Origin of the sequence: Halobellus sp. LT62 (assembly GCF_037031285.1) — an archaeon.
Lineage (GTDB): Archaea > Halobacteriota > Halobacteria > Halobacteriales > Haloferacaceae > Haloquadratum > Haloquadratum salinisoli.
Genome location: NZ_JAYEZO010000001.1, coordinates 1 through 22,510 on the forward strand (window position 1 = coordinate 1; position 22,510 = coordinate 22,510).

Here is a 22,510-nt window from a genome sequence, read left to right on the forward strand (position 1 = left end):
GGAACACGGACTCGCCGCCACCCACTCATACCACATACCCCACACTCCCCCGAGAAACATCCCCACCAGAGAGCCCACGAGACAGCGCGTCTCGTGGGCTCTTTTCATTTCGAAACGCACGCGGTGACCATCAAACCCCGCCCGACCGAACAGACACGCGCATTTTCCCTCCCAGCGCGCGGTCTCATCCGCATCCTTTCTTGATGGCTACTCGGCTCTCGTAGCGGACCGCTAGGCTTAAACGCCGAAACGGAATAGAAATACCTGCGCCAAGGTGGCAGAGTCCGGCCGAACGCGTCCGCCTGCAGAGCGGATCACCGCCGGTTCAAATCCGGCCCTTGGCTTTTCGACAGTTGACCCGCCGAGAGGGGTCTCGGTCACGCCGCGATCTCGACGCCGGTGATCTCGAATCTGGCACCGCCGCTCTCGCTTTCGGTCACCGAAACCGTCCACCCGTGCGCTTCCGCGAGCTGTTTCACGATCGAGAGGCCGTAGCCGGTTCCGTCTTCTCGCGTCGAGTACCCGTGTTCGAAGATCGAATCGCCGATGCTGTCGGGAACGCCCGGGCCGTCGTCGGCGACGTAGAATCCCGGTCCGTGGTCGAGATGCCCGACGCTGACAGTCACCCCTGCCGTCGCGCCGTCTTCCGGGACGCCGTTCTCTCCGGGGTTCCCCTGAGTTTGCGAAGGAGAGCTCGTAGAGCCGTGCTCTACGGCGTCCGTCTGAGCCTGCGAAGACGGGCTCGTGGAACCGTGTTCCACGGCGTTCCGAAAGAGGTTCTCGAACAGCTCTTCTAACCGGCTTTTGTCGGCGGTGATTGTTTCGAGACCGGATTCGACGCGCAACGTGGCCGCCCCGGTTTCGACGTTGTTCCACGCGTCTCGAACGGTGGCTTCGAGATCAACGGGTTCGGTTTCGCCGATGAAGCGCCCCTGTCGCGAGAGTGCCAAGACGTCGTCGACGAGTCGGTCGATCCGATCGAGTGCTTCGAGGACCTGCTCCAACTCGGGCGTCTCGTCCCGTTTGCTCGCCAGTTCGGTGTACCCACGCGCCACCGACAGCGGATTTCGAATGTCGTGTGCGAGGATGTCTGCGAACTCGTCGAGTCGCTCTTTCTGATCTCGGAGTTCGTCCTCGCGCTGCCGGCGTTCCGTGATATCACGGATGACCCCGGTGAAGTACTGTTCGCCGCCGTGGGTGTGCTCTCGGAGGCTGATCAGCGTCGGCACCTCGTGGCCGTTTTTGTGTAATGCCGGCAGTTCGACGCCCTCCCAGTCGATGTTTCGGGATCCGGTTTCGACGTAGGTCGCCAGCGCAGCGCCGTGGACCGGCCGTAATCGCTCCGGGATGATCTTCATTTTCGAGCTACCGATCAGTTCCTCGGGTGAATACCCAAGGATCTCTTCGATAGCGGAGTTGGCGTACACGATCGTACTCTCCGAATCGATCGTCAGCATTCCCTCCGCGGAACTCTCGACCAGCGTTTGGTAGAACTCGTCAGGACCGGCTGGGAGCGCGCTCGGTTCCATTCCGTCTCTCTGCTGGCTACGAACCCGACCCGTAAACACTTATTGCCAACTGACGGACAGCACCTCGTCGTATTCGCCGAATGGGGCAATGAAGTCCGCAGAAGCGTGTCGACGTACCACGGTATCGCGCGTCCGTGAAAACGGTAACCGTTATACGCCACGTGATCAAATTCGGGGATATGCAACGACGCGCCGCGGCGATTTACGTCGCACTCTTCATCGTTATCGGTGCGGCTTCGTACTCGCTCATCGCGACCGCGCAGACGCCGACCGTCGAGTTCGACAATCCCGAGTACGAGCTCGCACAGGGCGACCAGTTCCAAGTCGGAGACCGGGCCTACACCGTTTCGAGCGTTTCCGAGACCACCGGTGAGCTGCAGTACACCGAGGAATCGTCGGAGTACACCGCCACGTGGGAGAACGACTCGACGCAGACCGTCGACGACGAGGAGTGGCGAGTGCTCGTCGACGAGGGTGAGGAACCGTCCGGATTCACGCTCGAAGAGGAGATAAACGAGACGGCGATCCTGCAGGAGGACCCAGACGCCAGTGAGGAGACCGTCGAACAGAACGGGACGCGCTACGTCGTGATCAACGAGTCCGAACTCGTCCCCGCCGACGAGTACTTCCCGGAGCCCGAAACCCGCTCGTACGCCGAGGGCGACTCCTTCCAGTACGAGGGCAACGAGACGACGGTCGATTCGGTCACGGCCGACGCGGTCCAGTTGACGTGGACGGCACCGCGGACGAACACGATCACCGCCGAGCAGGAGGTGAACGTCACGCTGGGCGATGAGACGTACCTCGCGTACTTCCCCGACGGCTCGACGATGCAGCTCACCCAAGACTTCGAGAGCTACGACCGCCAGACCGCCGAGATCGACCGCGTCCAGACGCAGACCAACGGCCTGTGGGGCGTCAGCATCCTCTCGTTCCTCACGTCCGTCTTTATGATCGGCTTCGCGTACCTCCCCTCGCGGTACTGAACGCCGGACGGCCGTTCGGTTTCCTTTCTCGTGCCATCGTTCGTTACAGATCGGTAGAGTGATATACCGCCACAGACTCCGTGCGCATATGTCGACTCAGCGGCCACCGGACATCGGTTCGCGGACGTGTCCCGACTGTGGTGAGGAGATGTCTTTCAACGGCGTGCAACCCGCGGGATACGCGCAGTTCTTCTGCGAGCAGTGTCGGTATCGACGAGACACGTTCGTCGGGAGCGATATCGACGCGTAAACGCTCCTCGCTCCGCCAGTGACACCGGCGTCACTCCGATATTTATGATCGTGGCGATGCTACGGAGCGTATGAGCAACGAACCGAAAGTCACCGCGGAGCGACCGGACAGCCCCTTTCACACGACCGGCACTGACCACATCACCATCTGGGGAAGCAACGAGGAGGACACGCTCGCATTCTATCGGGACCTCCTCGGGATGCCGTTGGTCCTCAGACAGCCGAACCTCGACGACCCCTCGCAGACGCACCTGTTCTTCGACACCGGCGACGGCCGGATCCTGACCGTCTTCGTCGGCGACCGAGCGTCGAATCGCGGCCCCCAGCGCGGCGGCACCGGCTCGGTGCACCACCTCTGTTTCAGCATCCCGCCGGAGGACTTCGAGGACGTCGCGAGCGCGCTCGAAGACGCCGGTCGCAACTACAACGTCTTCGATCGGGGGATCTTCTTCTCGCTCTACACCCACGACAACAACGGTCTCGTGATCGAGCTTTCGACCGACAAATACGACATCCCGGACGACCGCCGCGGCGAGGTGCTCGCGAAGGCCCAAGAGCTGCGTGTCGAGGACGGCGCGGAGTACGCGAAGGACGAGCACCTCGCGGCCGCCCTCGAAGCGCTCGGGCTCGATGCCGACCCGTACGATCTCCCCGACGCGTCTTCGGGCGTCGGCGGCGTGAACTGATCGGCCTCGCGGCCGGGTCACGTCGCAGCGCTGTCGACCCGCTATTCGACCTCGACGAGCACCTTGATCGCTTCGCGCTCGTCCATCGCCCGATAGCCCTCGGCGACGTCGTCGAGCCCGACGGTCTTCGTGAAGACCGGCGCGGGGTCGAGCGTCCCCTGCAGCACGTCCGTCATTAACTCCTCCGCGTACGCGCGGACGGGCGCGACCCCGCCCCGAAGTGTGACGTTGTCGCCGAAGAAGTCGAAGAGGTCGAGCCCGCCGTCCAGCCCGTGCGGGACGCCGACGTAGCCGACCGTTCCGCCGGGTCGACAGACCGCGGCGGCCGTCTCCATCGACGACGCCGCACCGACGCATTCGAGCACGTGGTTCGCGCCGCCGTTCGTCAGCGTTTTGACTTCCTCGATCGCGTCCTCGCCGCGCGCTGCGACGAGGTCTGTCGCGCCGAAGTCGTCGGCGAGTTCGAGCCGATTCTCGTGGTGGCCGACCGCGACGATTCGCTCCGCGCCCAGACGGCGCGCCGCGAGGACGCCGCAGAGGCCGACCGCGCCGTCGCCGACGACGACGCAGGTGTCGCCGGTGTCGACGCCCGCGTTCACCGCCGCGTGGTGGCCGGTTCCCATAACGTCCGTCAGCGGGAGCACCGAGCGGAGCGTCTCCTCGTCGTCGGCGTGGCGGTCGGGCACGCGGACGAGCGTGCCGTCGGCGTGCGGACAGCGGATCTTCTCGCCCTGTGCGCCGCCGTTGTCGCCACCCCAGCCGTCGCCGTTGACACAGGAGGTGTGCAGTCCCTTCCGGCAGAACTCACAGGAGCCGCAACTGATCTTGAACGGCGCGAAGACGCGGTCGCCCGGGTCGACCGAGCGGACGTCGTCGCCGACGGCTTCGACGATCCCCATCGGCTCGTGACCGACGGTCGATCCCGGGTCGCGGTCGCTTTCCCCTCTGTAGAACCAGAGGTCGGAACCGCAGACTGCGGTGTGAGTCACGCGGACGACCGCGTCGGTCGGCGATTCGAGCTCGGGTTCGGGAACGTCCTCGACGCGGACGTCGCGGGGGCCGTGATAGACTGCGGCGCGCATATCTGTTCTCCGTTCGGCGCGAGGAAAAGGCGTGCGGCTTAGCGCGCGTTCGCGGCAGTCGCCGCCGACGTCCTTGGCGGCTCTGCCCGCGACTGTGTCGACCGGATGCGGTCGTAACCGTTATTATTGTTTAGGCATACCTAAAAGTATGTCCGACGTCGAGTCTGCGATTCGAGAGCTGACGGCGGCTCGACGCGTCGTCCGCGACGAACTCCGCGAGACCGAGCGCCAACGGTGCGGGTTCGAGCAGTTCCGGGGAGCGGTAACCGCGCTGGAGGCCGAACGGGGCGTCGCGAGCGGGGCGACCGCACAGCCGACGCCGTCCGCGCCGGGGTGGTCGACGGGAGCGGTCGGTTCGGCGACGGCCACCGCGGCGACGACGGATGACCGGTGTCGCCGCGTCCGCGCGGCGTTCGAGGAACTGGTCCTCCCGCACGTCGAGGAGGAAGCCGGCGGCGTACCGGCGACACTCGCCGCGGAGTTGAGCGGCGAAGTCGCGGTCGCGCTTGCCGCGGAGGGCGGCGGCAATCGATTCACCGAGCCGCTTCGGCGGGCTATTCTCGAACACGTCGACCAGCGTCTCGCCGAGAGCCGGGTGATGATCCGCGCGCTGACGCGCGAGCGCGACTCCCTCGACGAGGCGATCGCGCTGCTGAAGCGCGTCGACCGCGAGCTTCCGGCCGTCGACGACTCGGTGGTGTTGCTCTCGACTGACGAGGAGCTGTGGGAGCGTCGTCGGCGCGCCGCATTGCTCGAAACCGACCTCGAAGCGGCCCTCCGCGACCGACAGTCCACGCTTGGGGACGTCGTCGCCTCGGAGGTGAAAGCCGGCATCGAACACGACACCGTCGTCGAGTACCTCTTCGGCGAGCGTGAGGTCACCTACCCCGCCCTCGACGCGCTCACCCGCGCAGTCCGGGAGTGTCGAGGGCGGATCGACGCGCTCGATTCGACGCTCGACGCGGCGTGAGTCGCCGCCGTCTCAGTTCGCTGGGCTCGCGCGGCGTCACCACTCCAATGAACCGCCGCTCTGGTACTCGGTCACCTGCGTCTCGAAGAAGTTCTTCTCCTTGTTCAGGTCGACGGCCTCGCTCATCCACGGGAAGGGGTTGTCGGTGCCGTAGCTCTCGTCGAGGTCCAGCTGTCCGAGCCGACGGTCGGCGACGTGCTCGACGTACTCGACGAACTGCTCGGGACCCATCCCGAGGACGTCCTCGGGGCAGGCCTCCCGTGCATAAGTCGCCTCCAGATCGACGGCGGTCTCGATCAACTCGCGCACCTCCGCGCCGAACTCGTCGGTCCACGCCTCGGGGTGCTCCCGGCGGATCTGGTTGATGAGGTCGACGCCGAAGCCCACGTGCAGCGACTCGTCGCGCATGATGTACTCGAACTGCTGGCCGATCCCGACCATTCGATTCCGTCGCTTCAGCGCGAGCATCATCGCGAAGCCGGCGTAGAAGAACACGCCCTCCATCACGACGTAGAAGCCGACGAGGTCCCGCAGGAGGTCGCGGACGTCTTCTGTGTCTTCCAGTCGAAATTCGGAGTCATCGATGTTCTGCGTGAGATCGACGACGAACTCGTCCTTCTCGCGGATCGAGGGGATGCGGTCGTACATCCCGTAGAGGTACTCCGGCTCGAACCCCAGCGAGTCACAGCAGTAGATGAACGTGTCCGTGTGGATCGCCTCCTCGTAGGCCTGTCGCAGGAGGTACTGACGGCACTCCGGCGCGGTGACGTACTCGTAGATCGCGAGCACGATGTTGTTCGCCGTCAGCGACTCCGCCGTCGAGAAGAACCCGAGGTTCCACTCGACGAGCTGTCGCTCCGAGTCGGTGAGGTCGTCGCCGTTCCACTGGGTGATGTCCTCCTGCATCGGGATCTCCTCGGGAACCCAGTTGTTGGCGACGCCGTCGCGGTAGTACTCGCGGGCCCAGTCGTAGTCGATCGGCAGGATCTTGTTCGGATCGTGTTCGGCGTCGTGGTTGAGTAGTGGCATCCTCGGTCACCTCACTGACAGACTTCGCAGGTCGGATCCTCGACGCCGGGGAGATCGCCCCCGTCGCGGTCGTTCCGGTCGCCGTCAGCGTGATCGTTGCGGTCGTCGTCAACGCCCTCGGCGTCGCCCGAGTCGTCGGTCGCACCGCCGTCCGCGCCGTCTCCGCCGGAGCCGACACCCCGGCGCTGGGTGCGACCGTACTCATCCATGTCCAGCGTCGACTTCTCGATCTGCGAGGCTCCGAGCGTCCGAAGGTAGTAGGTCGTCTTGATCCCGAGTTCCCACGCCGTCTTGTAGACGTCGTCGAGCAGCGAGCCGTCGGTGCTCGGGAAGAACACGTTGTGCGAGATCGACTGGTCGATCCACTGTCCGCGGTGGGAGGTCAGATCGAGTTGGTGCCGCGGGTCGATCTCGAACGCGCTGCGGTACAGCTCCCGAAGCTCCTCGGGGATCTCCTCGATCTCTTGGATCGACCCGTCGTGGAACTTGATGCGATCGCGCATCTCCGCGTCCCACAGGCCGCGCTCCTTCAGGTCCGCGATGAGGTGGTCGTTGACGACGGTGAAGTCGCCGCTCATGTTCGATTTGACGTAGAGGTTCGAGTAGATCGGCTCGATCGAGGGCGTCGTCCCGTTGATCGTTGAGACGGTCGCCGTCGGCGCGACCGCCATCGTGTTCGAGTTCCGCATCCCGTGTTCGGCGACGTGCTCGCGCACGCGCTCCCAATCGAGCGTCTCGATCCGGTCGGTCGGGATCTCGCGGCCGCGCTCTTCTTCGAGCAGATCGACGGTATCCTGCGGGAAGATGTCGCGGTCCCACTTGCTCCCCTCGAAGGTCTCGTAGGCGTCGCGCTCTTTCGCCAGCCGTGAGCTGTTCAAGATCGCGTGATAGGAGACGAACTCCTGCCAGCGGTTCGCCCGCTCGATTCCCCCTTCAGAGCCCATCGGTGTGCCGACGCGCATCAGCGCGTCGTGGAAGCCCATCACGCCCAGCCCGATCGGTCGGTGTCGCATGTTCGAGCGCTCGGCCCGGTCGGTGGGGTAAAAACAGAGGTCGACGACGTTGTCGAGCATCCGCATCGCGGTTTCGATCGTCTCGGCGAGGGCGTCGCGGTCCAGTTCCGCGTCGTCGCCGTCGCGGTCGGACTCGTCGCCCTCGGCGCTCCCAGTGCTGACGACGTGGTTCGCGAGGTTGACGCTGCCGAGGTTACAGACTGCCGTCTCCTCGGCGCTGGTGTTGAGCGTGATCTCCGTGCAGAGGTTCGAGGAGTGGACGGTGCCGACGTGGTCCTGCGGCGATCGGACGTTACAGGGGTCTTTGAACGTGATCCACGGGTGACCAGTCTCGAAGAGTCGCGTGAGCATCGTCCGCCAGAGGTCGGCGGCGTCGACGCGCTCGTACTGCCGAAGCTCGCCCGAGTCGGCCTGTTTCTCGTATTTGCGGTACAGTTCCTCGAACTCCTCGCCGTAGGTGTCGTGCAGTTCGGGCACCTCGTCGGGCGAGAAGAGCGTCCACTGCTCGTCGGCCTCGACGCGCTTCATAAAGAGGTCCGGCACCCACGCCGCGGTGTTCATATCGTGGGTGCGGCGTCGCTCGTCGCCGGTATTGCGACGCAAATCGAGGAACTCCGGGAAGTCGAGGTGCCAACACGCGAGGTACGCGCAGGCGGCCCCGCGGCGCTTGCCCGAGCGGTTGATCGCGGCGGTGACGTCGTTGCTGATCTTCAGGAACGGGACCGTCCCGGTCGATTCGACACCGGTGCTCTCGATGAGCGCGCCCGCCGCGCGGAGATTCGTCCAGTCGTTGCCGAGGCCGCCGCTCCACTTCGAGAGCTGCGCGTGGTGCTTGTAGGAGTCGAAGATGTGTTCGAGGTCGTCTTCGACGGTCGTGAGATAGCAGGAGGACAGCTGCGGGTGCGTCGTCCCGCTGTGGAACAGCGTCGGCGTCGAGGGGGTGAACAGGTGCCGCGAGAGGACGTCGTAGAACTCCAACGCTCGCCTCTGTGGGTCGTCCTCCTCGATCGCCAGCCCCATCGCGACGCGCATCCAGAACGCCTGCGGGAGTTCGAGTGGTTCGCCGTCCTGTTCGACTCGAAGGAAGTACCGCTGCGTCAGCGTCGACGCCGCGAGGTACTCGAACTTCCGGTCGCGCTCCAGCGCCAGCGCCTCGGCCAACGCGTCGAGGTCGAACCGGCCGTCGGCGAGTCGCTCGTCGAGGCGGTCGACCTCGACGCCGCGCTCGACGTTCTCGACGAACGTCTCTCTGTACAGCGTCTCATACTCGATGTCAGAACCGCCTTCGAGTTCGACCGGCTCCCGGCCGGTCACCTCGCTGAAGTACCGATCGAAGTGGAGTTCGGCGGCGACCCGCTTGTACGCCGGGTCGCGCTCGATCCGTGCCGTCGTCACGTTGACGAGCGCCTCGTACACCTCCTCTCGGGAGGCTCCCTCGTAGAGGTCGCGTTCGGCCTCTCGTTCGAGTTCGGCGGCGGTGTCGTCGTTGACGACGTCGGTCTGTCCGCGCCGCGCTCTGTCGAGTATCGATCGTAGCTCTGCGTGTCGTGTCGTTGATGCGCTAGCCATCTGTTGGTAGTTCTTGATCCGCGTCGGGGCCGGACGCCGCGTTCGACCCCGAACCCGCGTCGGTTTCGTGTGATTCCGCGTCGGTTTCGTCTGTCTGTTCGTCCGCACTGGTCCCGCCGGCGTCCGCTAGTTCCTCGTCGAGAATCCGATCGAGCTCTTCGAGGAACTCCTCGGGGTCGGAGAACGCCTTGTACACCGAGACGAACCGGACGTAGGCGACGGAGTCGATCTCTCGAAGTCGCTCGGAGACCAACTCGCCGACGAGCGTCGAGGAGACGATGCGCGTTCCGCGCTCGCGGAGCTCCCGTTGGATTCCCTCGATCAACCGATCGACGTCGTCGCCGTCCACCGGTCGCTTCTCGACGGCACGTTCGACGCCGTCTCGAATCTTCTCGGGGTCGAACGGTTCGATCGAGCCGTCGCGTTTCTTCACCTGAAGCGTCTCCCACTCGGGTCGCTCGTAGGTCGTAAACCGAAACGAGCAACGGCTGCATTCGCGACGCCGTCGAACGGTCGCCCCGTCCGCGTCGCTTCTCGTGTCTACAACGCTCGTTCGGCCGTGGCCGCAGTCCGGGCAATCCATCGTTGTCACTCCTCATCCCTCCACGCAGGTAATCCCACATATTGTGGGTCAGTTATCTTGACCGCACTATGTCGTATCTGGCGACCCCCGCATAAAGCTTACCCAATTAACTTGATGTAATACAATCTAATTTGTATTAAGTCCCAGCGAAGCAGATCACCGACTCGTGGAGCAGCACCGAGTCGAGGCTATCGGCTCCGCTCTTCTGTCCTGCCAACCGACGGGTGAAAGTCGCCATCGGGCGACGGTGCTCTCGGCGTTTCAGTCGATTTTAACGCCGTCGTGGTCGCGCTTCCCTCCCGAACGGCGATCGGGTCGTAGTGCGGGAGCGCCGGATCGTATCGCCGAAGCGCCGCTCGGTACTCCTCGACGAGTGCCGCGGCTCGGGCCGCCCGCTCGCGAGCGACTCGATCCGAGAGCGAAGCGTCGTAAGCGTCGGTGCGGTCATTCTTGCGACCTCGTTGTGATCGGCGTCGGTTCCCCCGACAGCTACTCGTCGAGCGCGCGGTGCGGCGCGATGTGCGGGCCGGTCGCGCTCTCGGCGTCGACGCTGGCGTCGACGCGGAACACGGTTGACAGGAGTTCCTCGGTGACGACCTCCCGCGGCGGACCCCAGTCGTACGGCGAGCCGTCCTTCATCGCGATGAGGTTGTCGGCGAAGCGCGCGGCCTGTCCGATATCGTGCAGGACGATCCCGACGGTGACGCCGTCCTCGCGGTTGAGTTTCCGCACGACTTCCATCACGCGAAGCTGGTGGTGGAGATCGAGGTACGTCGTCGGCTCGTCGAGCAACAGCACGTCGGTCTCCTGGGCGAGCACCATCGCGATCCACGCGAGCTGTTTCTGTCCGCCGCTGAGGTTCGCCATCGACTTCTCGCGGAGGTGCTCGACGCCGGCCAGTTCGATCGCCCGCTCGACGGCGCGCCGGTCGTCGTCGCCGACGGACTCGAAGAACCCGCGGTGCGGATACCGCCCGTGGTATGCGAGTTCCTCGACCGTGAGGCTCGCGGGCGAGTCGTGCTCTTGAGAGAGCAGGCCGAGGCGGCGGGCGAGCTCCTTCGAGTCGAGCGACTGCACCTTTTGGCCGTCCAACCTGATCGCCCCGTGCTCGGGGGCCAGTTGATTCGCCATCGATTTCAGGAGCGTGCTCTTGCCGCTGCCGTTCGGGCCGACGAGCGCGGTCACCTCGCCGGAGGGAAGCAGGACCCGCTCGCACTCGACGACCGGCTCCGCCGTCGTCGGATAGCCGATTTCGAGCCGTTCGCCCTGTAGCTCGACGGCGTCGCTGGCGTCACCGGCGTCGGACGTCGGTTCGCCCGAGGAGTCGGCCGATTCAGTCGGCGTGGCAGAGGGGTCGTCGCCACGGTCGGCCGCGTCGCTTTCGGCTGCCGCGACGCTCGATTCCATCTCCGATTCCACCCGTTCGAAGCGTCCGTTCTCGCGCATTAGCTCGCACCTCCCGCGTCCGGTTTCCGCGCCGGACCTCCCCTCGCGTGCGTTCTCCTCATCAGATCTCACCCAGCGCCTCCTGTTTCCGCATCAGATAGAGGAAGTACGGGCCGCCGACGAGTCCGGTGACGATTCCGACCGGAACCTGCGTCGACGCGCCGACGAGGAGCTCCAATCCGAGCCGCGCACCGACGTCAGCGGTGACCAAAAGCGCCGGTCCGGCGAAGAGACAGCCGACGATCAGCTTTCGGTACTCGCTGCCGACGACGTTGCGGACCATATGCGGGACGATCAGGCCGACGAAGCCGACGATCCCGGCGACGGCGATGCTCGCGGCCGCTGCGAGGACGGCGACTCCCGACAGCGCGAACCTGACTTTCTCGACGGACATCCCGAGCGAGCGCGCCGTCTGCTCGCCGAGCAGGAGCACGTTCAACTGCCGCGCGCCCAAGAGCGACAGCGCCATAGCGACGATCGTCCACGGCAGCGCCATCCGGACCTGTTCCCAGTCGGTCCCGGTCAGCGAGCCCGTCGTCCACGCGATCGCCGACTGGACCACGCCGATGTCGTCGGCGAAGAAGAACAGCCCGGTCTGCAGAGACTGCAACACTGTCCCGACGATCACGCCCGCGAGGACGAGCCGCACCGGTGAGGTGCCGTTCTTCCACGCGATCGCGTAGACGATGAGAAACGCGACTGCCCCGCCGACCGCGGCGACGACCGGTAGAAAGGCCGATAGCCCCGAGAACACGACGAGCGTGAGCAGGATCAACAGCCCCGCGCCGGAGGAGACTCCGAGGATGAACGGGCTCGCCAGCTCGTTTCGCGTCACGGCCTGAAATATCGCTCCGGAGACGGCGAGGTTCATCCCGACAATGGCGGCGACGAACACGCGCGGCAGCCGGATGTTCCAGACGATGAGGCTCCGCTGGTTCATCTCCGGGAGTTCCGCGCCGAACAGGAACGCTTCCCACGCACGGACGTTGAAGAGCACTTGGGGGTCGAACACCGCCTGCCACGCCTGCCAAACGGTCATCGAGTACGATCCGAAACTCACCTGTATGAGCCCGCCGGCGACGACGACCGCGACGCTCGCGAGACAGAGGCTCACGAGCGGCGCGTCGACGCCGGCGAGCAGCCGCCCGTTCGTCGGCGGCTCCGATTCGGTGAGCGATTCGCCGCTCATCGGCCTTCGCGTTCGCCGGTCACGTCAGAACTCCCCGTTGACGATCGCACCGACGCGTTCTGTGTCGAACAGTTCCTCCTCGACGTCGTACAGCGCTCGCGCGAGCCGCTCGGTCACGACGAGGTTCGTGATCGGCCCCTGATACAGCGGGCCCGCCCGGTAGACGTCGCCGTTCTCCACGGCCGTCAGTTCGCTCGCGACGTTGTGGTCCCGCATAAACGCGACTACCGTCTCGCTGAACTCGGAGGCGCTCTTCGCCTCCTGTCCCCGGACGAGTAGCACCTCGGGGTCGATGTCGAGGAGCGTCTCGTAGTCGATCTCCCCGCGGCTGCTGTGGAAGTCTTTCACGTCAGTCTCCGCGAGCGCGTCTTTCACACCGAGGTCGCGGAGGTGTTTGAAACTCGTCCCCTCGCTTTGCACGTACGGGTAGAACGTCTCGGGCTCGTCGCCGCCGCCCCAGACGACGGCGACCGACGGCCGCTCGCTCCGACCGGGGACGACCGGGGCGAGATTCGACTGGAAGTCGGCGTGGACCTCCTCGAAGGCCTCGAACCGCTCGGTTTCTCGGAACACTTCCGAGAGTTTCTCGAAGGCCTCATACAGCGTGTAATACCGGTAGTCCTCGTGCCACGGGTACGTTCGCGAGAAGATGCTGTTGCCGAATATCGGGCCGACCTGCGTCTCCAGCCGCTCGATGTCGGTCTCCTCCCAACCGCCGCGTTCGAGCGGGAAGTTCGGATCGAAGATGTGGACGTCGGCGTCGAGTTCGTAGAACTGCTCTTTGCCGACGCCGCCGTCGCCCCAGAGCTGTTGGACGGCGTCGCCGTCGACGCTCACGTCGGGGATCTCCTCGTAGTACTGCGTGTGATAGCGACCCGGAAGCCAGACCGCCTTCGGCGGCTCCCGCCCGAGTGCGATCCCCATATCCGCCCAACTGCCGTTGTTGGCGACCCACGTTTCGGGGACCGCATCGAAGGAGACTTCACCGACCGGTTCGATCTCCACCGAGTACGCGCCCTCCTCCTGTGACGGTGCGGCGATTCCACCCGATCCGCCGGTACACCCGGCGAGAAGCCCGGTGGTCGATACTCCCGCACCGTATTGGAGCAGCGCACGTCGTGAAATTTCGCCGTCTAGGCTTGCCATATGATTTAGGCTAGCCTAAACAATAAATCCCTTTCGATGTTTCGGCGAGCCTAATCCTCGGCCATCGCTCGGAAGGATTAAGCCCCCTGACTATATAGCCTAAATAGAGAAAATAGTGGTATATACCAATATGTTCTATCTACTTCGACACCGAGCGGCCGGGGGATCGCGATGATGCAGATCGGACCCGAGAGCGTTCCGATCAACGTGGACGTGGTCAATCTGTTCGTCGCCGGAGCGTTGGGTATGCTTCTCGGCTTAGAGCGCGAGTGGTCCAACAAGTCGGCGGGGATTCGAACCTTCACGCTCACGAGCCTCGTCGGCGTCGCGGCGGCGACGCTCGGACAGACCGTCCTGCTGGCGCTCGGCGGACTGTTGGTTCTCACGCAGGGGATCCTTCTCGGCGTGCGCGGGATTATGGTCGAACTCCGCGGCGACACCGACGCCGAGGGTGGCGGCCTCGCGCTGACGACGTCGACGTCGCTACTGGTCGCGTACGTCGTCGGCGTGCTCGTCGGGATGGACCTGCTCTTGGTGGGCGTCGTCATCGCGATCACGTCGTCGTTCCTCTTGGTCCTCCGCCGGGAGCTCCACACCTTCGCGAACCGCCTCTCACACGAGGAGGTCCGCGGCGCGGCCGAGTTTGCGATCATCGCGTTCGTCGTTTATCCCCTCCTCCCGGCCGGGACGTACGGGCCGTGGGACGCCATCGATCCGCAACTCATCTGGATGCTGGTCATCGCCGTCAGCGCGATCGGGTTCGCGAACTACGCGATTATGCAGCGCTACGGCGGCCGCGGAATGCTGATTACCGGCTTCTTCGGCGGCCTCGTCAACTCGACGGCGGTCATCGGCGAGATCGCGAACCGCGCGAAGTCCAACGCGGGCATCATCGATCTCGCGGTGGCGACGATCCTCGTCGCCGACGCCGCGATGGCCGTCCGCAACCTCATCATCGTCGTCGCGTTCGTCCCGGAGTCCGCCTTCAGCGTCGGCCTCCCGCTCGGTCTCATCGCGATCGGCGGCGTGGCGCTCACGGGCTATGAACGCAACTGGACGGGAGACATCGACCTCGACCTCGACTCGCCGTTCAGCAGCGCGAATGCGCTGACGTTCGGTGGGCTGTTTCTCGCCGTGCTCGTGATCACCGCGGGCGCACAGCAGATGTTCGGCACCGCGGGCTTTCTGGTCACGAGCTTCCTCAGCGGCCTGCTTTCGAGCGGGACGACCACCACGACGGCCGTCTCACTCGCGAGCACCGGTCAAATCACTCCGGCCGTGGCCGCCCAAGGCGTGTTGGCGGGTACCCTCGCCAGCATCTTCGTCAAGGTCTGGCTCGCAGTCGGCATCAACCGAAAGCTGCTCGCGCCGGTTACGATCCGGTCTATTTACCTCTCGCTTCTCGGACTCGCGGGCGTCCTCGCCGTGCAGGTCCTTTGACACCCTCCCCGCCCTGAAGGGCGAGGTTTTAGCCTTGAAACTTCCATAACGTCCCGTGGTCGTCCTCTAACCGAGCAAAAACCGGACGATACGTGAGCGCCGTTATTCTCCCTCACAGAGCGCCGCCAACTCACAATCGTCGATCACGACGCCGTCGACGCCGCGGGCGTTCAGTTCGCGGACCGTGTCCGCGTCGGCGGCCGTCCACGCGTTGACCTCGAACCCGCGCTCGTGGGCGCGCGTGACGACGTCGGTGTCGAGACAGAGATCCACGCCGGGGTGGACGTACTCACAGCCGAGTTCGTCGGCGACATCGAGCGCCGCGCCGACGTCGAAGTCGGTCTCGCGCTCCTCCGTGACGCTTTCCTCGGACTCATCGTCGCCCGTGTCGTCGTAACACAAGAACGCGATCGCCGGTGCGCCCGCCTCGCGGGCGTCGGCGACGTCGCCGGGATAAAACGATGAGACGATCACCTCGTGGTCGTACCCGGCCGCGACCCCGACGGCGTCGGCGGCGACGTCCCGCCCCTTCAGTTCGAGGTTCAATCCCACATCTGCGGGCACCGCATCGAAGACGTCGACCAACCGCGGAACGGGCTCGTCGCTTCCGAGCACCGAGGCCGATTCCAACACGTCGTAGGGCGTCGAGGCGACCTCGCCGGTGACGTCGGTGACCCGGTCGAGCGTCTCGTCGTGAAAGACGACCAGTTCTCCGGATCCGCACCGCTGGACGTCGAGTTCGATCATATCGACAGCCTCGCTGGACCGTCGGAAGGCACGAAGGGTGTTCTCGGGGTACTGCGTCAGGCAGCCGCGGTGTGCGATCGCCCGCAACTCAGTGCTCCGCTTGGGTTTGCACGGCGTCGGACGTCCGCTCGCGCGGGGAGGAGTGATAGATGGCTTCGCCCGACTCGTCGAACACGTGGAGGCGCTCTTCGTCGACGCCGAGTTCGATCGTATCGCCCGCGTCGATCTCGCTGCGGGCCTCGGCCTTGACGTGTATCTCGTCGTCGCCGACGAGACAGTGGAGCAGCAGCGACTCGCCCAGCGGTTCGGTCACGGACACTTCCGCCTCGAAGGTCCACTCCTCGCCGTCGACGTTCCTCGCCAGCGAGACGTCCTCCGGGCGGACGCCGAGGAACGCTGCTCCCGAGTGTCCCGCGAGGTCGTCGGCGTTCGGAAGCGGGAGGTCGAAAGACTCGTGTCGCGCGGCGGCGTCGCCGCCCTCTCCGTCGAGTTCGATGGGAACTACGTTCATCGCCGGGCTGCCGATGAACTCCGCGACGAACCGGGTCGCCGGGTAGTCGTAGAGCACCTGCGGCGGATCCACCTGTTCGATCTCCCCGTCGTTCAGCACGGCCACTCTGTCGCCCAGCGTCATCGCCTCCGTCTGGTCGTGCGTCACGTACAGCGTCGTCGCGTCGATCTCTCGGTGCAGCTGCAGCAGCTCCGCGCGCATCTGCACCCGGAGCTTCGCGTCGAGATTGCTCAGCGGCTCGTCGAGCAGGAACACGTCCGGCTCTCTGACGATCGCTCGTCCGATCGCCACCCGCTGGCGCTCGCCGCCGGAGAGCTCCTTCGGCTGCCGAGCGAGTAACTCGGGGATGTCGAGGATCTCCGCCGCCTCCTGCACGCGCTGGTCGATCTCATCGTCGGTGTAGTCGCTGACGGACTTCATCCCGAACTTCATGTTCTCCGCGCCCGTCATATGCGGGTAGAGCGCGTAGTTTTGGAACACCATCGCGATGCTCCGCTCTTTCGGCGCGAGCTCGTTGACGCGGCGCTCACCGATGCGGAGTTCGCCGCTCGTGATGCTTTCGAGCCCGGCGATCATCCGGAGCGTGGTCGATTTGCCGCAACCGGAGGGGCCGACGAAGACGAGGAACTCTCCGCTCTCGATGTCGAGAGAGATGTCGTCGACCGCGGTTACGTCGTCGAACTGTTTCGTGAGACCGTCGATGTGAATGTCAGACATATTCTATCACTTCTGTTGAATCGCGAGCGTTTCGAGAAGCGGTTTGTGCAGCACGATGAGCACGGCCAGTGGGGGCAGGAGCGCGATCACCGCGCCGGCCATAATGATTCCCCACCGGGTGAGTCCCGACTGCGAGGCCGCTTGGAGGAACCTGAGCCCGACCTGTACCACCTGTTTGTTCTGATCACTCATAATGATGAGCGGCCAGAGGTACTGGTTCCACGCGTAGATGAAGGTGATCACCGAGACGCCGGCGATCATTCCCTTCGACATCGGAATCAACACCTTCCAGAGGAACGTCAACGGCCCGACGCCGTCGAGGTGGGCGTTTTCCACGAGCGAGGCTGGAATCGCCATAAAGTGCTGTCGGAACAGGAACACCGCCGTCGCGCTCGCGATGTACGGTCCCGTGATCGCCATCAGCGTGTTCCCCCAGCCGAGCCGCGCCATCAGATCGAAGAGCGGCACGATCCGAACGGGGACCGGTAACAGGAGGGTGAGCAGGATGAACATGAACACGGCGCGCTCGTAGGGGAACCGGTAGTAAACGAGCGCCAGCGCCGCGAACAGCGACAGCGTCACCTTCCCGACGACGATGATTATCGACATCACGACCGAGTTTATCATGTACTGTCCGAAGTTGTACTCGCCCAGTACCGTCCCGTAGTTCGAGAGCCCTTGGCTCCCGATTCCGACGTTGGTGACTTCGTACACCTCGGTCGTCGTCTGGGTGCTCATAATCAGCGCCAACAGCAGGGGGAGCCCCATCAGGAATATCGACACGATGAGCCCGCCGTGGACGAGGGCCTGCTCGGTGTCGACGTCCTCGGGAAGGAGCCGCGCGAGCGTCGATTCCGAGGTTGAGCTCGTTGCCATCTCTCAGACACCTCCGGTGGAGACGTCCGGCGTTGGCTCCGCTCTTCGCACCGATCGGGACTCTCGTCCCCGTCGCCGACTCAACTGTGTGTTCTCGCTCATCGTTTCACGCATAGGTAGTGTAACTCTCGGACAACCGCAACTGAACGTACATCAGTATCGCCACGACGGCGAACAGGACGACCGACTCCGCGGACGCGAGTCCGAGGTTGCTGAACTCGAAGGCGTCGCGGTACAGTTTGAAGATCAGCAGGTTCGTGGCCTCGTTCGGTCCGCCGCTCGTCATCAGGTCGACGAGCGGGAACGTCTGGAAGAACGCGTAGATGGTGTTCATCACCACGAGGAACACGAGCGTCGGCGACATCAGCGGGACGTACACCCGATACAGCATCTTGAGATGCCCGACTCCGTCTAACTTCGCCGATTCGGTCAGCGTCTCGGGAATGTTGTTCAGCGCGGCGACCATGAAGATGATGTTGTATCCTAACTGCTTCCAGATGGCAACGAGGGCGACGATCGCGAACGCTTGGGGTCCGTTCGTGAACCACTCCAGCGAGGTTCCGGTGAGACTCTCCAGTACGAAGGTGAGGATCCCGAGCGACGGGTGCAGGAGGAACAAAAGCACTGACGCAGCGACGGCCGTGGGCAGCGCGTACGGCCAGATCGCCGCGATCAGGTACGTCGACGAGCCCACGTCGACTTGGAAGAGGAGGTACGCGACGAAAAGCGACGCCGCGAGCGTCCCGATGACGACGACCGCAGCGAAGGCAACTGAGATCGCGAAGCTCCAGTGGTACGTCGACGAGGTGGCGAGGGTGATGTAGTTCTCGATACCCACGAACGTCTTTCGGGTTCCCAGCAGGATCGTCTGTTGGAGACTTAACCTGAAGGTCTCGATCCCCGGGTAGTACAGAAAGGCGATCAGTACGGCGAACGTCGGAAGCAGCAGCAGAAACGCCTGCCACCGCGACTCGTATGGTTTGGTGAATTCCGGCATACTCTCGAAGTGGATGGCCGATTACGAGACTCGGTCGTTGTAGTCCTGCAGCGCCGCGTCGACGTCGCTTTTGACCTGTGAGAGGCCGTCGGAGACGCTCGGGCCGCCGTCTTGGATCATACTCACGTACCCCTCCTCGATAATCGTCCGGACCTCCGGGAACGGACCCATCAGGGCCCCGCTGGTCGCGGGCGTACTTTCGGTCTCGTTGAGCTGATCGATCGCCGTCCGGAACGCCGGATTCTCCTCGTAGAAGCCCTCGTCTTCGAGCTGGGAGATCGACTCTTCGCGAACCGGGAAGTACCCGGTCCCCGTGTGCCACTGCGCCTGCTGTTCGGGCTGTGTCATGTACAGAAGCAGCTCCGCGGTCGCCTGCTGCTGCGCGTCCGAGAGCCCCCGTGGGACCCACAGCGACGCGCCGCCGATCGGGATGCCCGTTCGATCGCCGCCGGGAGAGGGCAGGTACGCCGTGTCGAGCTCGAACCCGTTGTCGGCAGCGCCCTGCTGCATCGGGGCGATACTCGACGTCGAGTAGATGATCATCCCCGTCTCTTGGGTCAGGAACGCCTGCTGGGCCTCGCCCCACGCCTCGATGCCCGGATTGAGGTACTGGTCCTGTTCGTACAGGTCGACCCACCACTCGAAGATGTTCTGTGCGGCCTCGCTCTCGAGGTTCGACTCGGTCGCGCGCCCGCTGCGCCCGTTCTCGTTGTTCACGAGCGTCGTGTTCTGTTGGGCGAACCACGACTCGACGAACCACGAGTGGTTCGGGCCCGTCAACCCAGTCTCGACGACGCCCTCGCTCGTAAGCGTGTTCGCGGCGTCCGTAATGCCCTGATAGGTCGTCGGCGGGCTGTCGGGATCGAGTCCGGCCTCCTCGAAGGCGTCCCGGTTGTACATCATAATCGCGTTACTGGAGTTGAACGGCATCGAGTTGAGCTTCCCGTCCACGCGATAGAAGTCCAACACCGGATCGAGGAAGTTGTCGAAGTTGATCCGGTCGCTCGGGATGATGTCCTCGACGGGAACGAACGCTTGGCTGTCGATAGCCAGTTGCGTCCCGATCTCGAAGATCTGAGAGAGCGCCGGCGGATTCCCGGAACTCACCGCGGATGTAGTCGCGTTGAGGTTGTCGCGGTAGCTGTTGCGCGACGTCGTCTCGACGGTGATTCCGTCGCTTTGCTCCTCGAAGCTGTTCACGATGTCGTCGATCCGCTGAGCGAGGTCGCCGCCCATCGCGTGCCAGAACTGGATCGTGACCGAATCGCTGCCGGAGTCGCCCGCGGTCGTTCCGTTGGAGTCGCCGCCGCTGGAGTCACCGCCGCTGTCGCCGCCTGACCCGTCTCCGGATCCGTCGCCGCCGTCTTGGCTCGAACAGCCGGCCAGTCCCGCGATGGTTGCCGCGCCCGCGCCTTTGATGAACGTCCGTCTGGATCGTGTCAGCTTCATTTGTACTCGATGTAGAATTATATTTTACCCACATAATTCTTTGGTATATTCTATATATACCACTCTGCAATGATTCCCTCTACTTGGTACGTGTCGCGATCTCGGCCTCGAAGACAGAGATCAGTCGGGCGGCCACGATTTCAACATTTAAAAGACCCATTTTACGAAACTTAGCCCGTCCACATAGGTACCCTTCGATCCGATTGACCGAACCGATACACCTCGTCTCGGTTTCTCCGCGCTGTTTTATCGCTTTTCATCCCTGAAACCGTAAAGTTAACGAAAATATGTGAATGAACTGCTTGAATCGATGTGTCGACGTTTCTTAATACGAACCTCGAAGATATGAGTTACGACCCCCTTGAACCGTTTATCCACGATATTCGGCATATTAACGCCTCAGGACCGAGTATGTGGTTGGTGCGGCGTCTTTCGACGTTTCTTTCGTCAACACATCGAGTTCTATATAGTCGAACTTCCCAAAATCATACACGTTATCGCACTGTTTTCGGCCATCGCACCAGACGTTCCACAACCTATAGTATCGCTCACAAGTCTTCACTCACTCGACCGCACGAGTGATCGAATGCGTGGAGGCTCGTCGACGATACTACCCGCTGTATCGTCTAGTCGGGGCGATACAGCACGAGAAAGCGTCGCAAGACGACGCAGGTTCCGAAAAAAGCGTATTCGCGGTTCAGCGAGCCTTCCGGCGGAGGTACGCCGACGTGATCTCACTGAAGATGACGATGCCGAGGATCGCGAGCAGGATCGTCAGCACCTGCTGCCACGCGAAGAAGTTGATCGACGTGTTCAGTTCGACGCCGATCCCGCCCGCTCCGACGAACCCGATGATCGTGGACGCTCGGACGTTGATGTCCCACCGGTAGGTGCTGACTCCGATGAAGGCGGGCTTGATCTGCGGTGCGATCCCGTAGATGGCTGCTTCGACCGAGTTCGCGCCTGTCGCCTTGATCGCCTCGACTTGACCGGGATCGATCTCCTCGATCGCTTCCGCGATGAGCTTCGAACAGAAGCCGATCGAGCGGACGGCGATGGCAAGCGTCCCGGCGAGCGCGCCGGAACCGAAGACGATGACGAAGACGAGCGCCCAGATGATGACGTTAACCGACCGGGAGGCCGAGATGATGAACTTCCCGATCACGAAGCCGAGCCGGTTCGGCGTGGTGTTCTCCGCGCCGAGCAGCGCGACCGGGATCGACAGCAGCACCGCCAGTGCCGTGCCGAGAATCGCGATGTGGATCGTCTCGATCATCGGCGAGACGATCTGTCCGGTGTACGCCACGTTCGGCGGATACATCCGGTTGACCAGATCCATAAACTCCGCGGGCGCGGTGCCGACGTAGTTGTAGTTGATCTGCAGGAGCTGCCACGAGATGGCCGCGGCGACCAGCGCGATCAGGACGAAGAGGTACCGCACGAACCGCTGCCGCGGCGTCCGTCGTTCCCACGTTCGGTAATCGGTCATTGTATCTGCCTCCTGACGTAGGTGCTGATGAACTCACCGACCATGACGATGGCGATGATCGCGAGGATAATCGTCAGGAAGAAGTCGTAGTCGTACTGGTCGAAGGAGCTCAGGAGCGTCGATCCGATACCGCCTGCCCCGACGATCCCGACGATCGTGCTGTGACGGATGTTGATGTCCCAGCGGTAGATCGTCAGCCCGACGACGCGCGGCATCACCTGCGGAACGACCCCGAACAACATCGTCTCGGTCTGGCTCGCGCCGGTCGATTCGACGGCCTCTTTCTGCCCCCCGTCGATATCTTCGATCTCTTCGGCGAGCAGCTTCGCGAAGAAACCGATCGTCTTGTACGACAGCGCGATGACGCCCGCGAGCGCGCCGATTCCGACCGCCTTGACGGCGATGATAGCGATGATGAGCTCGTGGAACGCTCTCGAGACGGTGATGATTCCCCGGCCCAGTACGTACACCGGGCGCGGCGCGATGTTCTCGGCGGCCATAAACGCCACCGGAATGGAGATGATCACGCCGATGATCGTCGCGATGATCGACATCGCGACCGATTCGACTAGTCCCTCGATCAGGAGATCCGTCTTGAACGGCGTGAACTCCGGCGGGAACATCCCGGTGATGAGTCCGACCGCCGAGTCCCACCCCGCAGCCATCCGGGCGGGCGAGATCCGCATATTCCACGCGCTCCACAGGAGGAATACGGCGATGACCGCGTACACCGCCCACTTCACGTAGTGGTTGTAGAACGCGGTCGGTCGCTGCCACGTCCGGCGGTCTGGTTGTTCTGTCGCCATC

General features: G+C 63.9%; 19 protein-coding genes, 1 tRNA gene and 2 pseudogenes. 6 read left to right on the plus strand and 16 right to left on the minus strand.

Going from position 1 to position 22,510, the window contains the following annotated elements; all coding sequences use genetic code 11:
• Nucleotides 1-268: 268 nt before the first annotated feature.
• A tRNA-Cys gene (locus U5919_RS00005) sits at nt 269-344 on the plus strand.
• A 33-nt stretch (nt 345-377) separates the two neighbouring features.
• Here U5919_RS00005 and U5919_RS00010 read toward each other — a convergent pair.
• Complete coding sequence (locus U5919_RS00010; RefSeq protein WP_336021485.1) at nt 378-1,529, minus strand: two-component system sensor histidine kinase NtrB; 1,152 nt, start codon at nt 1,527-1,529, stop codon at nt 378-380.
• Between the two features lie 179 nt (nt 1,530-1,708).
• On the opposite strand from U5919_RS00010, the gene U5919_RS00015 reads away from it, so the two are divergent.
• The 3 genes from U5919_RS00015 to U5919_RS00025 all read left to right on the plus strand — a co-directional run bounded on the left by U5919_RS00015 (nt 1,709) and on the right by U5919_RS00025 (nt 3,450).
• Nucleotides 1,709-2,515, plus strand: coding sequence for a hypothetical protein (locus U5919_RS00015; RefSeq protein WP_336021486.1), 807 nt, complete (start codon nt 1,709-1,711; stop codon nt 2,513-2,515).
• An 88-nt stretch (nt 2,516-2,603) separates the two neighbouring features.
• Complete coding sequence (locus U5919_RS00020; RefSeq protein ID WP_336021487.1) at nt 2,604-2,765, plus strand: HVO_2142 family zinc finger protein; 162 nt, start codon at nt 2,604-2,606, stop codon at nt 2,763-2,765.
• 70 nt (nt 2,766-2,835) lie between these two features.
• Nucleotides 2,836-3,450 (plus strand): VOC family protein, encoded by a 615-nt coding sequence (locus U5919_RS00025; RefSeq protein ID WP_336021488.1) that lies wholly within the window; start codon nt 2,836-2,838, stop codon nt 3,448-3,450.
• A gap of 41 nt (nt 3,451-3,491) precedes the next feature.
• Here U5919_RS00025 and U5919_RS00030 read toward each other — a convergent pair whose 3' ends face one another.
• Nucleotides 3,492-4,532 carry a zinc-dependent alcohol dehydrogenase family protein gene (locus U5919_RS00030; RefSeq protein WP_336021489.1) on the minus strand — a complete coding sequence of 347 codons (1,041 nt, stop codon included), beginning with the start codon at nt 4,530-4,532 and terminating at the stop codon, nt 3,492-3,494.
• A gap of 148 nt (nt 4,533-4,680) precedes the next feature.
• Between U5919_RS00030 and U5919_RS00035 the strand changes: the two genes are divergently transcribed.
• On the plus strand, nt 4,681-5,502 hold the full coding sequence (locus tag U5919_RS00035; protein WP_336021490.1) for a DUF7260 family protein: 822 nt from the start codon (nt 4,681-4,683) through the stop codon (nt 5,500-5,502).
• Nucleotides 5,503-5,538: 36 nt separating this feature from the next.
• Here U5919_RS00035 and U5919_RS00040 read toward each other — a convergent pair whose 3' ends face one another.
• From U5919_RS00040 to U5919_RS00065, 7 genes and pseudogenes are all read right to left on the minus strand, one after another.
• The gene (locus U5919_RS00040; RefSeq protein WP_336021491.1) at nt 5,539-6,531 is read right to left on the minus strand and encodes a ribonucleotide-diphosphate reductase subunit beta; all 993 of its coding nucleotides are present in this window, start codon (nt 6,529-6,531) and stop codon (nt 5,539-5,541) included.
• An 11-nt stretch (nt 6,532-6,542) separates the two neighbouring features.
• Nucleotides 6,543-9,113, minus strand: a complete 2,571-nt coding sequence (locus tag U5919_RS00045) for a ribonucleoside-diphosphate reductase subunit alpha (protein WP_336021492.1) — start codon at nt 9,111-9,113, stop codon at nt 6,543-6,545.
• Nucleotides 9,114-9,210: 97 nt separating this feature from the next.
• Nucleotides 9,211-9,696 (minus strand): annotated as a pseudogene (gene nrdR / locus U5919_RS00050) (transcriptional regulator NrdR); the annotation flags it as partial.
• A 188-nt stretch (nt 9,697-9,884) separates the two neighbouring features.
• A pseudogene (locus tag U5919_RS15825) lies at nt 9,885-10,052 on the minus strand (DUF7551 domain-containing protein); the annotation flags it as partial.
• A 133-nt stretch (nt 10,053-10,185) separates the two neighbouring features.
• Nucleotides 10,186-11,142: an ABC transporter ATP-binding protein gene (locus U5919_RS00055; protein ID WP_336021494.1), complete on the minus strand. Its 957-nt coding sequence runs from the start codon at nt 11,140-11,142 to the stop codon at nt 10,186-10,188.
• A 61-nt stretch (nt 11,143-11,203) separates the two neighbouring features.
• Nucleotides 11,204-12,331: a FecCD family ABC transporter permease gene (locus tag U5919_RS00060; RefSeq protein ID WP_336021495.1), complete on the minus strand. Its 1,128-nt coding sequence runs from the start codon at nt 12,329-12,331 to the stop codon at nt 11,204-11,206.
• 24 nt (nt 12,332-12,355) lie between these two features.
• The gene (locus U5919_RS00065; RefSeq protein ID WP_336021496.1) at nt 12,356-13,477 is read right to left on the minus strand and encodes an ABC transporter substrate-binding protein; all 1,122 of its coding nucleotides are present in this window, start codon (nt 13,475-13,477) and stop codon (nt 12,356-12,358) included.
• A 174-nt stretch (nt 13,478-13,651) separates the two neighbouring features.
• On the opposite strand from U5919_RS00065, the gene U5919_RS00070 reads away from it, so the two are divergent.
• The gene (locus tag U5919_RS00070; RefSeq protein ID WP_336021497.1) at nt 13,652-14,917 is read left to right on the plus strand and encodes an MgtC/SapB family protein; all 1,266 of its coding nucleotides are present in this window, start codon (nt 13,652-13,654) and stop codon (nt 14,915-14,917) included.
• A 102-nt stretch (nt 14,918-15,019) separates the two neighbouring features.
• Here the strand turns inward: U5919_RS00070 and U5919_RS00075 are convergent, their stop codons facing one another.
• The 7 genes from U5919_RS00075 to phnE (U5919_RS00105) form a co-directional block, all read right to left on the minus strand.
• Nucleotides 15,020-15,751 (minus strand): glycerophosphodiester phosphodiesterase, encoded by a 732-nt coding sequence (locus U5919_RS00075; RefSeq protein WP_336021498.1) that lies wholly within the window; start codon nt 15,749-15,751, stop codon nt 15,020-15,022.
• Nucleotide 15,752: 1 nt separating this feature from the next.
• Nucleotides 15,753-16,892: an ABC transporter ATP-binding protein gene (locus U5919_RS00080; protein WP_336021499.1), complete on the minus strand. Its 1,140-nt coding sequence runs from the start codon at nt 16,890-16,892 to the stop codon at nt 15,753-15,755.
• 6 nt (nt 16,893-16,898) lie between these two features.
• The gene (locus U5919_RS00085) at nt 16,899-17,768 is read right to left on the minus strand and encodes a carbohydrate ABC transporter permease (RefSeq protein WP_336021500.1); all 870 of its coding nucleotides are present in this window, start codon (nt 17,766-17,768) and stop codon (nt 16,899-16,901) included.
• A gap of 106 nt (nt 17,769-17,874) precedes the next feature.
• Nucleotides 17,875-18,765: a carbohydrate ABC transporter permease gene (locus U5919_RS00090; RefSeq protein ID WP_336021501.1), complete on the minus strand. Its 891-nt coding sequence runs from the start codon at nt 18,763-18,765 to the stop codon at nt 17,875-17,877.
• A gap of 21 nt (nt 18,766-18,786) precedes the next feature.
• Nucleotides 18,787-20,214 carry an ABC transporter substrate-binding protein gene (locus U5919_RS00095; RefSeq protein WP_336021502.1) on the minus strand — a complete coding sequence of 476 codons (1,428 nt, stop codon included), beginning with the start codon at nt 20,212-20,214 and terminating at the stop codon, nt 18,787-18,789.
• 697 nt (nt 20,215-20,911) lie between these two features.
• Nucleotides 20,912-21,703: a phosphonate ABC transporter, permease protein PhnE gene (gene phnE / locus U5919_RS00100; protein WP_336021503.1), complete on the minus strand. Its 792-nt coding sequence runs from the start codon at nt 21,701-21,703 to the stop codon at nt 20,912-20,914.
• The gene (gene phnE, locus U5919_RS00105) at nt 21,700-22,509 is read right to left on the minus strand and encodes a phosphonate ABC transporter, permease protein PhnE (protein ID WP_336021504.1); all 810 of its coding nucleotides are present in this window, start codon (nt 22,507-22,509) and stop codon (nt 21,700-21,702) included. Before phnE (U5919_RS00105) ends, phnE (U5919_RS00100) begins: the two co-directional genes overlap by 4 nt.
• Nucleotide 22,510: the final 1 nt, after the last annotated feature.